A 14,835-nucleotide genomic window follows, 5' to 3' on the forward strand; every position below is an offset into this window, starting at 1 on the left:
CAATTTAGCATGAGGTGGCACAAATCTATGAATATTTTTCTTTGTGGTTCAAATCAATTAACAGCATTAGATCAAGAAGAAATAAAAAAATTTCTAACTGACTATGCTCACAAACATAAAATTTACATATTATGTTATAAATCTATCGAAAATGAGATTCTTCGTTTTTTCATCGAAAACGAAAGACTCGCTCAAAATTTATGCCTTTACACGCTACAGCCGTTACAATCATTAACAGATGAATTTCAAGAGGTCGTTGATTACTTAAAAAGACACGGAGCCGAGTATGTCGCTTTTGATCATCCTTCCGACTCCATTTACCGATCGGATTATATGTTTTTTGTAAAACAAATAATTGAAGATACCGATTTAGTTCTCTGTTTTTATAATGGGGACAAGCATACATCTGTCATTCCCGTTGACGTTGCAAAAGATGCAGGAATTGATGCTGTTATTTATGATTTACCTGGTTTACATGAAAAACAGATGAAGAAAAACTTTGAACAAAAAATCCGTATGATGTAAAGGGGGAGGCACAATATCATTATTGTGCCTATTATAAATATGATAATTGAACAAGATTATGATCATTTTATCGCGAGTTTTAAACAACAATTTAATATGGATATCGCTTCATATAAACAAGATAGAATGCGTCGTAGAATCGATGCTTTTATTTCGAGAAAAGGTTTTGAGAACTACACTAATTTTTTAAGTAATTTACGTACCGATCAAAATTTATTTTTAAGTTTTATTGATTATATTACAATTAACGTTTCAGAATTTTTTAGAAATAAAGAACGGTGGCAAACGTTAGAGACGAAAGCACTACCAAAATTACTTGAACAAAATAACGGAAAATTAAAAGTATGGAGTGCCGCTTGCGCTGCCGGTGAAGAACCATATACACTCTCTTTAATTTTATCGAAGCATCTAGCTCCATTTCGTTTTGAAATACAAGCAACAGATCTTGACTTTCACATTTTAGAAACTGCAAAACGCGGTCAATATACAGAACGTTCTTTAAAAGAATTACCTACCGATTTGAAAGAACGTCATTTCACAAAAGAGAATGATATATATTCATTACATCAAAACATTAAGCAAAACGTTACGTTCAAACAACATGACCTGTTAATGCAGTCGTTCGATACAAATTACGATTTAATCATTTGTCGCAACGTAATGATATACTTTACTGAAGAAGCAAGGGTAAAACTTTACGAAAAGTTTAGTCGCTCTTTACGAAAAGGCGGGGTGCTATTTGTTGGTAGCACAGAACAAATTTTAACACCCGAACGATTCAATCTTCAGCGCTTTGATACATTCTTTTACGAAAAAATATAAAAGAGGTCGTCACAATGTAAAGTGACGACCTTTTTATATAACTCGAATTAAAATAATAGCAACAATCCATACAAAGAGAAAAAGAAATGTCATAGACCATTTATGTTCTTGCATCGTTTGTTTCAGGGCCTGCGATAATTGTGTCATATTCATTTCTGCGAGCGCTCTCCATACACTCACATCCCGCTCTTTAGCAGTGCGATCTGTAACACTAATTAAAATAGTTTCATTAGACAATTTCGTTATGTAAGCAGTAATAACCGTTACCATTAAATTTATATTTCCTTCTGAAGAATCACTTTCCACTCTAGAAATGAGTGCACTTACATCTAATAACGGAATATGTACCTTTCTACCAAATGATAGTTGTACTTCTGCGAAATCATACGTTCCATCTAACAAAGGAAGTTCTTTTATATGCGCCTGCTTAACAAGCCCTTGTAAACTTCTCATTACTTGTTCAAATACTTTTTCTGTTTGCTTCCCTTCTCCAGATAACGTATGCAACTTTTTAAAGAGTTGCAGTACTGTATCCATCTCTTTAGAAAGCATTTCCTTCATAACCTTTCCATCACCTAAACTCGCAAGTAAAATCCCTATTTCATTATTTTTCGAAATAATCTTAGACTGTCCAGTAAACACTAGATTACTATGCTTTCGTTCTTTCTGGATTTCATGTTCCGAAATAGCTGCAGGCTGTTTTAATGGTTGTAGCGTCTTATTTTCAATTGTCGTACGTTTAATCTCCATCTAAGCGCCTCCACTACTATGAAATTATTAGCCCCATTCTTTATTACTTTTTAAAACTAAAAACAATACGAATAAACCTGACATGATGGCAAATACATTAGAAGCTTGTATTCCCTGTTCACTTTTAGCTTCTTTCTTATCTTCTGGCTTTTCTTTTTTCTCTTTCTTTTTCGAAATGACTTGATTGTTATTATCTTTATCTATTTGTGCCTTCGCTTTATTTACTTCCTTGTTGTCTGTGAAAGGCTCTTTTATAACATAAGTAATTTTTTCTTTCTCTTTCAATGGTTCTTTTATAAGATCGTTTACTTTCTCTTCTTTTTTCGGAATTTGAACAACTGGCGGGTTTTCTTCTGGAAGCGGGAATTCTACTTTCGAGTCTTCCTGCTTCTCAGTTTCTTTCTTATCTTCTAATTTATCTTCATTCTCTCGTTCTTCTATCTTTTTATCATCTTCTGGTTTTTGCTCCAAAATAGAAACGATATACTCACTTTCCTCAACCAGTTTATTGCCGGCCGCATCCACTATCTCTACAAGTATTTCGTACGTCCCGATTGGCAACGCATCCGTTATTTCAAATACTTTTTGCCAATCCATGTCGCGCTTATTGTAATCTAATAAAAATGTAATCTCTTTATTTTCTTTCCCTTTTAATGTAACACGAACTTCTTTCACAACTGATTCTCCGTCTGTCGCCTTCACTCGCACACGTATAGAATCGCCTTGTTTCCGTTCAATTAGCTTCTCTTTCGCCTCGTCAACAGTAACTTTATGCAACTTCGGCAGTTCTTTATCTATTGTTGGCGTGTCATTATTTATACGAATAAATGGGACTTTCACTTCATTTTCTATAAGCTCTTCTTTCTCAGTTTCTTTAGAACTTTGAATGAGCTGAAGATTCCAATCACCTTGCAAATCAAAAGTTTCGACCTTGTAGTTAGCAATCCATCGCTTCGTTTCCTCTTCATACTTAAACGATAGCATTCTTTCTTGTTCATACTGATCGCCGTTTTTTGGCAAGCGCAAAATACCTTTTATACTTTGAACATTTTGCTCTTTCGGCTCTACAATAACTCGCACTTCTTCGCCAACTTTTAATTCCGACTTATTTACTGTAATAACCCCTTGATCCGTCTCTATCTTTTTTTCGGCCTCTTGTTCATTTACTACTTCTTGTTGTTGCTCTTTACCTTGATTCACTTCCACTTGCTCTGGCTGCTCTTGAACTTCTTTGTTTTCTTCTTGTACATTCATTTCATTTAGTTTTTGATCTGGCTCAATTTGTTCTTCCGCCTGACTTTGCAGAGGGAAGAACAGACACACATTTATGAATAACCAGCTCATTAGAAAAAACTTTACGTTTTTCATCTACTAGCTCAAACTCCTATTTCAACGACTTATAGCGATTTCGTCACTTTTACTCCGAAAAATCCATCTACATTTACAAGTTCACCATACGCCACCAATACATCATTTACATAAATACGAATTGGCTCGTCGATATCCTCATCTAGTACAACCGCTTCATTCTCTTGTAAACTTAAAATATCTTGAATTGTTTTCACTGTGCTTCCAAATACAAATTTCACATTCATTTCTACATTTTGTAAGATGGATGTGTCCATGTATACTGGTTCCATTTGTTTTACTTCTTTAAATTCAATAGGTTGCACAACAGGTTCTACAATTTTTTCTTCTTCAATTTCTTCCGTAACAATCTCTTCTTCCTCTTCCATCATTGGATATAGAAGTCTTCTTACCATTTCTTTCGCTTCTGAAATCGGTAAAATTTGATACATTTTCGATTGAAGCAGGTCGCCAATTTCAAGGTTGAACGTAATTTGGACGAGTTCGTCCACTTTCATTGACTCTCCCAAATATTCCATTTCTTCTTTTAACGTTACGAATTTAACATTTGGTGGTGTCATGTCCATTTTTTCTTGAAACATTTCTGACATCGCCGTTGCAGCATGCCCCATCATTTGGTTCATGATCTCTTTAATACCGCTCAGTTCTAATTCACTAAGTTCTTTCTCTGGATCAACTTCCCCTGTTCCCATCATCATTAAATCTACCATTGTTAAAGCGACATCTTTCGTAAATACGAATACATTCTCATTCTTTAGTCCCTCAACAAAATCAACATTTAAAATAACAAACGGGACTGGTACTCCGTCATAATGACGAACATTGATTGATTCTACATTGGGCGTACTAATTGTAACTGGCTGATTTAAAAGTGTTGACAATACTGTTGAAGCGGAGCCAATTGAAATATTTGCAATTTCACCAAGGACATCTTTCTCTTCTTGTGTTAAATGCTCTTTTTCAACTTGTTCTTCTACAATCTCAGTTTCCACTACTTCTGCTGGCTCATCTTTTTCTTCTACTCCACCAGATAATTGCATTAATTTATTTACCATTCGTTTCGCATGTTCAACTGAAACAATTTGCACAAGTTTAGAGTTTACAAGATTATCTATCTTTAAATCAAACGATACTTTAACAATCGTATGATTCCCATCGATTTCAGAGATTTTCTCCATTTCTTCTGATAACTTTACAACTTTAATTGTCGGCGGAGACATATCTACTGTATCTTGGAAGAATTCAGACATAGATGTAGCTGCGAACCCCATCATTTGATTCATCGCTTCTTGTACAGCACTTAGCTCTAATTCACCAAGTTCTTTTCCGTCTTCCACTTCACCTGTTCCCATCATCATTAAATCAGCAATGGATAATGCAACATCTTGCTTAAGGACAAGAAGGTTTTCCATATCTAATCCTTTTGTAAAATGAATGTTTAATACAACGTGTGGAACTTCGACGTCGCTTGAATCATATAAATTTACCAATTCTATGCGAGGAGCAGTAATACTTACTTGCCTATTTAAGATTGTTGATAATACAGTCGAAGCTGAACCAAATGATATATTTGCAATTTCGCCAAGAATATCGCATTCTTGAGGCGTTAAATGCTCATTTTCTTTTTCTAGCACAATTGTGCTCGTATCCCCTTTTGTGTGTTGCTCAGGCATTTTCTCTGCCTCCTCATTTCTGTTTTTCTATCAAATGATATAAACTCTCATTTTATTTTAACAAACTTATTATATAAAACGTTAATATGTATTTATTCCCATTTTTAGTTTAGTAACGATTAACCAAAAAGCTCCCCAATTGTATACAAGTGGGGAGCTTTCCTTCATTCCTATTATAAACCTTCTGGGTTTAAAATGAGGACCACTCGTCCATCACCGAGAATTGTCGCACCAGAGAAATAATTAGAACTCTCTGCAAAGAAGTCACCTAATGACTTTAGGACTATTTCTCTTTGACCGATAATTGTGTTTACAATAAGTCCATAGCTGCGATGTGTATTACGAACAATTAACACAGGAACCATTTGACCATCATATGACGCAAACGCCTCATCTACTGTTTTTTCACCAAATACAGTACTTAAATGCTTCACTTCAATAATTTGATTACGGTAATTTAACACATCTTTTCCTTGTAAGGATTGGATGTCTTCTCTCTTAATCCGAATTGCTTCAACAATATTACCAAGAGGGAAAGCATAACGTTTATCATTCGTTTGAACAAGCATAGATTGAATAATGGACAACGTTAATGGCAGTTCAATTCTAAATGTACTACCTTTTCCTTCTTCAGAATCAATAATTAAATGTCCACCTAAACTATGGATCGTATGTTTCACTACATCTAATCCAACGCCACGCCCAGAAAGGTCTGATACAACTTCAGCTGTACTAAATCCTGGTTGGAAGATCAAATCAAATACTTCACGATCCGTTAATTTATTTGCCTCAGATTCTGTTACAACACCATTTTTAATCGCTTTTTCTAATACTTTCCCTTTATGAATTCCATTTCCATCATCCGTAATTTGAATTACGACATGATTTCCACTATGGAACGCTTCTAATTTAATCGTACCTGTCTCATTTTTACCTGCATCACGACGTTGTTCAACAGTTTCAACACCGTGATCAATTGCATTACGAATTAAATGAACGAGTGGATCACCGATTTCATCAATAACAATTTTATCAACTTCTGTGTCTTCACCTGTAATTTGTAAATCAATTTTCTTCCCTAAATCTTTCGCTAACATACGTACCATACGCGGGAAACGATTAAAGACTGTTTCAATCGGCACCATACGCATATTTAGTAGTACATTTTGAATATCTTTTGAAATATCGCCTAATCGATTTAAATGCTCAATTAATTCCTTGTTTTGAATTGCTTGTGCCAATTCATCTATACGACCACGCTCAATTACACTTTCTTCAAACATGTTCATTAATCGTTCAATTTTTTCTAATTGAACGCGTATGGAACGATTTTCCACTTTACCATTTTTCGTTTTTGTAGCGCTTTTAGCAGGTGTAGCATTAGCTGATTGCTTCGATACTTCTTTAGTTGATTCCGCATGCGTAGCCGCTTGTAAATCTTCCTGCATAGCTTCTTGTGTACCCAATTCTTTCGAGACTACTTCTTTTAATGTATGTCCTTGCTTCACTTCTACTCTCTCAATTTCAGAAACATGAAGCACTACTTGTTTTAATTCTTCTTCACTTTGATCAGTATCCATAAATACTGTGAACTCAAACCCGAAAGCATCCGCTTCAATTTCTTCAATACTTGGAACTGTTTTTTGTACATTACCTACATTTTGCAGTGCTTCAATACACATAATTGCACGTACTGCTTTTAAAATAGCATGTTGCTCAACAGTTATATGCACTTCATGCGAAACTGCATTATCATTATTTATAAGTTCTTGCTCAATATATTCCGCAGGAGTTTCTACATTGCCATTCAATAATGCTTCTAATTTCTGCTTAGTTGTAATTACATCAATATTGCCCATTCCGCCTTGTTGCACATCTGCAACCATCTTCTCTAAATTATCAATGCACTCAAAAATCACATCAATAATCTCTGCATTTACAACTATATTCCCATGACGAATTTCATCTAAAACGTTTTCCATTTTATGCGTTAAATCCGCCATTTCCATAAATTCCATACTCGCTGACATACCTTTAAATGTGTGGGCTGAGCGGAATATTTCTCCCACAACATCCATATCAGTGGGATTTTGTTCTAAAGTTAGCACATTTTCATTTAGCGATTGTAAATGTTCTTCTGATTCTTCAAAAAATATATTTAATAGATCTGTTTGCATTTTCATCCCCTACCTGTCTAACAAACATTTCATTTATGTATAACAATTTAGTGTTTTATAGCAAGAAAAAAGGGGGCCACACGCATATCCGCTACCAATGTTTAGATTCCTTGTGGCGCCCCTTCTATATTAGCTGTTTGCTACTTTTGTTAAAGCTTCGATTACGCGATCTGCTTGGAATGGCTTTACAATAAAGTCTTTTGCCCCACCCTTAATTGCATCTAATACCATACCTTGTTGTCCCATTGCAGAACAAATAACAACTTTTGCACTTGAATCAATTTTAATAATTTCTTTTAATGCTTCAAGTCCGTCCATTTCTGGCATAGTAATATCTAATGTTACAATATCCGGTTGAAGTTCTTTAAACTTCTGAATTGCTTCTACTCCATTCTCTGCTTCACCAATAATTTCAAATTCAGAATTACTTTTTAATAAGTTTTTAATCATCGTTCGCATGAACATCGCATCGTCTACAACTAAAATTTTATGTGCCATTCTTTTTAATTCTCTCCTTCTATGTATAAATATATCTTAATATTTCACCTTATCATTCTCACTCATTATACAAAATAAAATGATAAAATTTAATATTTTTTTAAAAGAATTTTCGTATTTTCATTATTTTATTATTAAAATGATAATATACTATTCTTTTATGTAAATGACAACGCGACGGTTTTTCTCCCAATTTTGCGGTGAATCATTTGGTACTACTGGCTTTGTGTCTGCATATCCTACCGCAGCTAACCTTTTATCATCCACATTATACACTTCAATTAAGTGATGAATCATATTTGCTGCTCTTGCTGAAGACAGCTCCCAGTTAGAAGGGAATTTGTCATTATGAATAGGTCTACTATCTGTATGCCCTTCAACAACAATCGGATTTGGTACTGATTGGAAAAACCCAACTAATTGACTTATTATCTCTTTCGCTTCTGGTTTAACGTTCGCGTCACCCGTATCAAATATTAAATTATCTACTATAACGACGCTTACTCCCGTATCCTCTCGATATACATTCACTTGACTAATACCGTTATTATCTACATATGCTTTTAACTTTTTATATAATTCGTCCATTCTCTTTTTAGAGACCATTTTTTCATCATTTTTTTCATGTGAAATATCTGGTATTGTATTTTCCATTACTTTTGCATCTACTTGCTCCACGTCACTAAACTTTTCAAGCATCTGTGACAATTTTACTGCATCCTGCTTTGATGTAGCAACTAGTAATACAAAGAAAGTTAATAATAACATCGTTAAATCTGTAAAAGTCGTCATCCAACGAGGCGATCCCTTTTGCGGTCGTTGCATCATAACCATACCACTCCTTGAAATATTAGGCTGCTCGTTTTACCTTTTTTATCTTTGTTTCGTATACATATGTATCGAGTTTCAACTTTAATTTAGAAGGAATTTGACCACGATATAATTCTGAAATCGCTTCAATAACAAACTTCTTCTCTGTATATAAATCTTCAATACCACGATACACTTTTTCAGCAAGAGGGATTGCAATCATATTCGCAAGTACTGACCCATACAATGTCGTTAACATCGCAACTGCCATCCCTGTACCAATTTGCGATGTGTCTTGCAAGTTTTGAAGCATAATGATAAGACCGATTAAAGTCCCTATCATGCCCCAAGCTGGAGCGAAATCGCCAATTTTATCTAGTAATGCTGCCCCTTTTCTTAACTCATACACTTCCGTTTCAACATCTTTCATTAACACTTCTTTTAATTCATCTTCATCGTAACCACTTAACATTAATCGAATTCCTTTTTGAATAAAAAGATTGTCTACTTGCTCTCCATCAACTTCTAAAGAAAGCAAACCGTGTTTTTTGGACTTTTTTGAAAAATCGACAAACAAATCCGTTAACTGTTCTAAATCTTCTTCTTTTCTATGTAAAACAGTAAAAATACTTTTCGTATATTTTTTTATTTCTCCAAATCGATATGCCACAACAATTGTCGCAGTTGTTCCCCCTATGACAATTAAAATAGATGAAACATCTAAAAAGTTTTTAAAAGCTTTTACTCCGCCGCCGCCAATCATAATTGCTGCTATTACAATAGCAAAACCTACTATTATGCCCACTGGGCTAGAAATATCAAACTTCCTTTTTTTTCTTTCTGGTCTAGCAAACACTTGATTTTCATCTCCCATATTCCGGACCTTCCCTTTTCATTTTTATAAAACATTTTTTCATTTTAATAATGCGTTTTCACATATAATGTTTATTATACGCTTATTATCTATTTATCGCAATATACTCATAAAATTGACACATTTCATTTCCATATTAGAATTATAGTATGGAAATATGAGGAGGATCACGATGGAACATAACATTTTACAAGTCATTGCACTAGCAGAAAAATTAAAATACGAAATGCGACATAGCTGGCTTTCTAACGGGCGTCAAGAAAGTGTTGCTGAACATACGTGGCGCATGTCTCTAATGGCCATTTTAGTTGAGCCTTATTTAGATCAAAAAGTAAATATTGAAAAATTACTTAAAATGGTTATTATTCACGACCTAGTCGAGGCAGAAGCTGGTGATATTCCTGCTTTTGATACAATGAATAGTCATGAATTACAATTACAAAAACAAAAAAATGAGCAAGAAGCCATTTTAAATATTAAACGAACATTAAAAGGTTCTCTCGGTGAGGAATTATATGATTTATGGATGGAGTTTGAAGCGAAAGAAACGTACGAAGCAAAAGTTGCCAACGCACTTGATAAGCTTGAGGTGAAAATTCAGCATAACGAAGCTGATATTGATACGTGGCTACCAATTGAGCATAAAATGACATTCCAAGTGGCAAAGCATACAAACTTTGATTCTTTCCTATCTAAATTACAAAAAATGATTGAACAAGATGGCGAAAAGAAATTACTAGCTGCCGGCATTGACGTGGAAGCTTGCAAACGATAATGAAAAGACACTCAAATTGAGTGTCTTATTTCATTATCGTTGATACAGCCTGCTTGTAAATCAGTTGTTGTTTTCCATCAACTAACATTAAAACGGTAAATTTGTCTATCGCAACAATTTCTCCTACTATTCTAACGCCACTCTTTAAAAAAACTGTAACAATACCTTTTTCTTCTTTTATTTGTTTATATAACTCTTCTTGTAAATGTTCCAAATAATTTTCTCTCCTTTTCGCAAAATATCCTAATATAAAAAACTACAAATTATTTATGTAATTTATCTTTTACATTCATAAACTTATTAATAAGTATATCTAAATCTCGGCTAAATAACAAAACTTTATCATGATCCAATCCGTGTCTAGCAACAAGTTGGATTAGCTCTTTCTTTTTGTTTTCTATTTTATTGTGTAATTTTCCCATCTCCATCTCTTTACTAAAACTCCCTTTTCCCATAATATTACTTGTAAAATTATAGTACAAATCCTCTCATAAAAAAATATAAAAATGGTTTTTTTTACAATTTTTATATTTTTTTATGAACAAATCGCAAAATATATAACGATTTCTTCACATACCCCTAGCACAATATACAATTAAAATAACCATACAGGCGTTTGTCTAATTACAAAAGAGACTGGCTCCTTTTCCACACAAAAAACATACTGTATATAGTAGTCCATGAATTATATAGATTAACTTACTCAAAAGGAGGAAAACATATGAGCTATGGTGGAAGTTGCGCTGGTTTCGGCGGTGGATTTGCTTTGCTTATCGTACTATTCATCCTTCTAATCATCATCGGTTGTAGCTGCTGGGGTGGCGGCGGATACGGATACTAATATATCCTATCCTTAACAAATGAACGAAAAACTATACGAAAGCAGCTCATATTTGAGCTGTTTTTTCATACTTTCGTATGAAGTGATATCCCTCTATTTTGTGATTTCAACTAATAAAAAAAAGTTTACTATGAAATAAGAAATATTTTACTAAGGAGGATTACAATGATTAAAGGTCTTTACGAAGCACATTTACCTGTCAGTAACTTAGAGATATCAATATCTTTTTATAAATCACTTGGACTGAAATTATATAAAAGAGGAGATGATATTGCTTTCTTTTGGATTAAAGAAAATGAAAGTTGGCTCGGCCTTTGGGAAGGCACAGAATACAAAGTTAATTATCATCCCTCTTTACGACACATCGCCTTTCAAGTAAGCTTACATGATTTAGAAAATGCGATTCATTGGCTAAATCAAAAAGGCATTTCAGCACGAAAAGATTTCGGAATGGAACCAATTGAACCGATTGTTTTTCCAGAATTAGCGCATGCCGCCGTATACTTTAACGATCCTGACGGAAATAGTTTAGAATTAATTGCACAATTACCTGTTGAACTTCCTACAGAGGAGAAAGTGTATTTAAGTGAATGGAAGAAACAAGTTCAAGCATCATTATTACATAAGGATTAATCTTTTATGTCAATTTCTTATATCACACTTTTGAAAACAAATAATACCTTCAAAAAACTATTTTATGGGCAAACATTAAGTGTACTTGGAGATTGGTTTCATACGGTAGCTTTAGTAACATTCGTCTATAGCATAACGGAATCTCCGTTTATGATCGCACTAACTTTTATAAGTAAAGGTTTACCTCAACTTCTACTTAGTCCTTTCATAGGCGGGATTGTAGATCGTTTTCCTAAAAAGAAGATTCTTATTTTTACCGATATTTTACGAGGCATAATCGTCCTCACTTATTTATTTGCATTATATAAAATTGAGATTATTTTCATTTCTAATATATGTTTATCTGTACTTTCTTGTTTATTTGAGCCGGCTAAACAGGCAGCCTTAAAAAATATCGTACACCAAGATCATTTCGTAACTGCTAACTCTCTTTCTAGTACAATGAATGGTTTTATGTCTATTATGGGGGCTTCTTTGGGCGGGATAATTGCACAATCTTTACATATTGAATTCACTTTTTTAGTAAATATCCTGTCATACTTTATTTCAGCCTATTTTATTTATAATATGAGTGTCCCTTCTCATGATACTTGTAACAAGAAAAAAGCATTTTTTACTGATATAAAAGATGGTTACACATACATATTACAAACAAAAATCATTTTAACGTTAATTCTTGTCGGCATTTCATGGGGCATGATTGGAGGGGCTTATCAGCTACTTCTAACGATCTATGCCGAAAAAATTTTCCACACCAACATTGGAATTTTATATACGGTTCAAGGGGCTGGGCTTATGATGGGAAGCCTTCTCGTTAATCTTTATATGTCTCATAATAAAGAAAAAATGAAAAAAGCATTCGGGTGGGCCTATTTCCTACAAGGAATTTTCTTTCTCGGATTCATTTTATCCGATCAACTTATTATCGGTATCATTACATTATTCTGTATGCGCATAGCAGGAGGAATCATCGTTCCACTTGATACGACATTACTTCAAACTTATACGAAGGAAAATATGATGGGTAAAGTTTTTTCATTCCATTATTCCATTTACGGATCTCTTATTCAGCTATCTATGTTTTTTACTGGAGCGCTTTTAGAAGTCCTTTCTCCGCAAGTTATTGGTAGCCTATTAGCTATATGCTGTATTTTTGTTAGTTTTATATGGCTTTACCTGTTTTATCGCGGGAAACTGAGTGAAGAATCTACTATCACTTAATAGCATGTTTATGTACATGCTATTTTTATTTATGTCGAAATATAAAGGAAAAAGGCGATTTATTTTCCTTACGTTCTAATTTTTTAGAATGTACAATAAATTTAGATCATAAGAAAGGAGATATCATAATGTTTGACGATAGACTTACTATTTCAGCTGAGCAGCAGAAGCTCATTTCTAATGCAACTCGCATTCAAATTCTTCACCTTTTAAAAGACGAGGCACTCACTGCAAAACAAGTAGCTACTAAACTAAATAAATCTGCTGGTAGCGTACATTATCACGTTCAAATTTTATATGATGGAGGGTTACTTGAATTAGTAGACACGAAAGAAAAACGGGGAATTATTGAAAAATATTATAAAGCAAAAGCTGCTCATTTCTATATTGAAGAAAGCGGCACAGAAGGAACGAATACAGGTAGTCATATTGTATCTCATTTATTTTTAACTCCAGAGGAATTACAACAGCTTACTTGGGAAGTTACACAAGTTTTATTACGCTGGGAAAACAAAACCGCTCGTCAATCAAACTCCGAAGAGGAATACTCCATTTCCTGCAGGATTAAAAAACAATGAAAGAAAGGGCCATTTGTTCATGAAAAATAAATTATTATTATTGTCGGGAACAGGAATTTCTCGTTTAGGTGATTTTATGTATCTCATCGCCTTAAACATAATGGTGTTAAATAGCACAAACTCCCCTGCTGCTGTAGCAGGATTATGGATTGTAGGTCCAATTGCCACCGTTGTTACAAAAATATGGTCTGGTAGCATAGTAGATCGATTAAACAAACGGTCCATTATGCTCATCACAGATATAATTCGAGCAGCTCTTATTGGCTGTATTCCACTATTTGATTCTATTTGGGCCATTTATATTTTTATCTTTTTAACTCGCATTGCTACATCATTTTTCGATCCAGCATCATTTTCTTATAGAACAATGCTCATACGAGCTGAAGAACGCGCTCAATTCAACGCTTGGAATAGCTTATTTACAAACGGGGCTTTTATTATCGGTCCAGCTCTTGCTGGAATACTTCTCACCACGTACTCAGCATCCTTTGTGATTTACTGCAACTCACTTTCCTTTCTACTTTCTACCATTCTCATTTACTTCTTGCCAAACATTACACTACAAACAAAACAAAACGAAGAAGTTGCAAATACTTTCGTACAAACATTACGAAGTGATTGGAAACAAGTTTTTTCATTCGCTCGAACTGAAAGTTACATTATTCTCATATTCGTTTTATTTCAAGCTACTATGCTTGTCTCTATGGCACTCGATTCACAAGAGGTTGTTTTCACAAAACAAGTACTGTTTTTATCCAATATAGAATATAGCATGCTTGTTAGTATAACTGGTGCTGCTTACGTTTTCGGTTCATTTCTTGTTTCTCTCTTTGCTAAACGATTACCAATTCAACATTGTATCGGATTAGGTATGATTTTCACAGCAATAGGCTATGTAATTTTCGCCTTTTCAAGTTCATTTATAGTTGCAGCGAGTGGTTTCATTTTACTTGGCATTTCTTCATCATTTGCTGGTACTGGCTTTATAACATTTTATCAAAATAACATCCCTGTACATATGATAGGTCGTATTGATAGCGTATTTGATTCCATAAAAAATTTCATCCAAATCTTTTTCATTTTAGCAATTGGGGCATCCGCACAATTTCTTTCCGTTCAAATCACTGTAATAACCAGCTCATTACTTATTCTTTTCCTTTCCTGTTTATTAGCAATCCGTGTAATGACGCCTTCACGAGAAAAATATTTTAAAGCTACAGGGTCATCATTGGAATATTAAATGCGAGAAAAAAGCGGCTATTTAGCCGCTTTTTTCCCGTTTTAAAGGAC

At 34.0% G+C, this 14,835-nt stretch carries 17 protein-coding genes; 8 read left to right on the forward strand and 9 right to left on the reverse strand.

Going from position 1 to position 14,835, the window contains the following annotated elements; genetic code table 11:
* Positions 1-27: 27 nt before the first annotated feature.
* Positions 28-525 (forward strand): hypothetical protein, encoded by a 498-nt coding sequence (locus ACLBWW_RS06885; protein WP_061680540.1) that lies wholly within the window; start codon positions 28-30, stop codon positions 523-525.
* A 39-nt stretch (positions 526-564) separates the two neighbouring features.
* A complete protein-coding gene (gene cheR, locus ACLBWW_RS06890; RefSeq protein WP_132131566.1) occupies positions 565-1,347 on the forward strand; it encodes a protein-glutamate O-methyltransferase CheR in 783 nt (260 codons plus the stop codon).
* Between the two features lie 33 nt (positions 1,348-1,380).
* Here the strand turns inward: cheR and ACLBWW_RS06895 are convergent, their stop codons facing one another.
* From ACLBWW_RS06895 to ACLBWW_RS06925, 7 genes are all read right to left on the reverse strand, one after another.
* A complete protein-coding gene (locus ACLBWW_RS06895) occupies positions 1,381-2,097 on the reverse strand; it encodes a hypothetical protein (protein WP_000403983.1) in 717 nt (238 codons plus the stop codon).
* 27 nt (positions 2,098-2,124) lie between these two features.
* A complete protein-coding gene (locus tag ACLBWW_RS06900; RefSeq protein ID WP_447613963.1) occupies positions 2,125-3,465 on the reverse strand; it encodes a transglycosylase in 1,341 nt (446 codons plus the stop codon).
* Positions 3,466-3,494: 29 nt separating this feature from the next.
* A complete protein-coding gene (locus tag ACLBWW_RS06905) occupies positions 3,495-5,138 on the reverse strand; it encodes a flagellar motor switch protein (protein WP_048543410.1) in 1,644 nt (547 codons plus the stop codon).
* Positions 5,139-5,311: 173 nt separating this feature from the next.
* On the reverse strand, positions 5,312-7,315 hold the full coding sequence (locus ACLBWW_RS06910) for a chemotaxis protein CheW (protein ID WP_447613964.1): 2,004 nt from the start codon (positions 7,313-7,315) through the stop codon (positions 5,312-5,314).
* A gap of 129 nt (positions 7,316-7,444) precedes the next feature.
* On the reverse strand, positions 7,445-7,813 hold the full coding sequence (locus ACLBWW_RS06915; protein WP_000940570.1) for a response regulator: 369 nt from the start codon (positions 7,811-7,813) through the stop codon (positions 7,445-7,447).
* 150 nt (positions 7,814-7,963) lie between these two features.
* Positions 7,964-8,641, reverse strand: coding sequence for an OmpA family protein (locus ACLBWW_RS06920; protein ID WP_016134059.1), 678 nt, complete (start codon positions 8,639-8,641; stop codon positions 7,964-7,966).
* 22 nt (positions 8,642-8,663) lie between these two features.
* Positions 8,664-9,497 carry a flagellar motor protein MotP gene (locus tag ACLBWW_RS06925; protein ID WP_098633472.1) on the reverse strand — a complete coding sequence of 278 codons (834 nt, stop codon included), beginning with the start codon at positions 9,495-9,497 and terminating at the stop codon, positions 8,664-8,666.
* A 172-nt stretch (positions 9,498-9,669) separates the two neighbouring features.
* Between ACLBWW_RS06925 and ACLBWW_RS06930 the strand changes: the two genes are divergently transcribed.
* Positions 9,670-10,272, forward strand: coding sequence for an HD domain-containing protein (locus tag ACLBWW_RS06930; RefSeq protein WP_000400774.1), 603 nt, complete (start codon positions 9,670-9,672; stop codon positions 10,270-10,272).
* Between the two features lie 25 nt (positions 10,273-10,297).
* On the opposite strand, the gene hfq is transcribed toward ACLBWW_RS06930, so the two are convergent.
* Together hfq and ACLBWW_RS06940 are read right to left on the reverse strand one after the other, a co-directional pair.
* Entirely contained in the window at positions 10,298-10,486 is a 189-nt protein-coding gene (gene hfq / locus ACLBWW_RS06935; RefSeq protein WP_000400662.1) for an RNA chaperone Hfq, read from the reverse strand.
* A 49-nt stretch (positions 10,487-10,535) separates the two neighbouring features.
* Positions 10,536-10,754, reverse strand: a complete 219-nt coding sequence (locus ACLBWW_RS06940) for an aspartyl-phosphate phosphatase Spo0E family protein (protein WP_002108625.1) — start codon at positions 10,752-10,754, stop codon at positions 10,536-10,538.
* 239 nt (positions 10,755-10,993) lie between these two features.
* Here ACLBWW_RS06940 and ACLBWW_RS06945 point away from each other — a divergent pair, with 239 nt between their 5' ends.
* The 5 genes from ACLBWW_RS06945 (at position 10,994) to ACLBWW_RS06965 (ending at position 14,785) form a co-directional block, all read left to right on the forward strand.
* On the forward strand, positions 10,994-11,113 hold the full coding sequence (locus ACLBWW_RS06945) for a YjcZ family sporulation protein (RefSeq protein ID WP_000120179.1): 120 nt from the start codon (positions 10,994-10,996) through the stop codon (positions 11,111-11,113).
* A gap of 165 nt (positions 11,114-11,278) precedes the next feature.
* Positions 11,279-11,746 (forward strand): VOC family protein, encoded by a 468-nt coding sequence (locus tag ACLBWW_RS06950; protein WP_048543412.1) that lies wholly within the window; start codon positions 11,279-11,281, stop codon positions 11,744-11,746.
* 6 nt (positions 11,747-11,752) lie between these two features.
* Positions 11,753-12,967, forward strand: coding sequence for an MFS transporter (locus tag ACLBWW_RS06955; RefSeq protein WP_447613965.1), 1,215 nt, complete (start codon positions 11,753-11,755; stop codon positions 12,965-12,967).
* Positions 12,968-13,095: 128 nt separating this feature from the next.
* Positions 13,096-13,545: an ArsR/SmtB family transcription factor gene (locus ACLBWW_RS06960; RefSeq protein WP_098078459.1), complete on the forward strand. Its 450-nt coding sequence runs from the start codon at positions 13,096-13,098 to the stop codon at positions 13,543-13,545.
* 19 nt (positions 13,546-13,564) lie between these two features.
* Positions 13,565-14,785, forward strand: a complete 1,221-nt coding sequence (locus ACLBWW_RS06965) for an MFS transporter (RefSeq protein WP_098633474.1) — start codon at positions 13,565-13,567, stop codon at positions 14,783-14,785.
* The last annotated feature ends 50 nt before the right edge of the window (positions 14,786-14,835 follow it).

This window comes from Bacillus sp. M5A3_1b, from assembly GCF_053345335.1.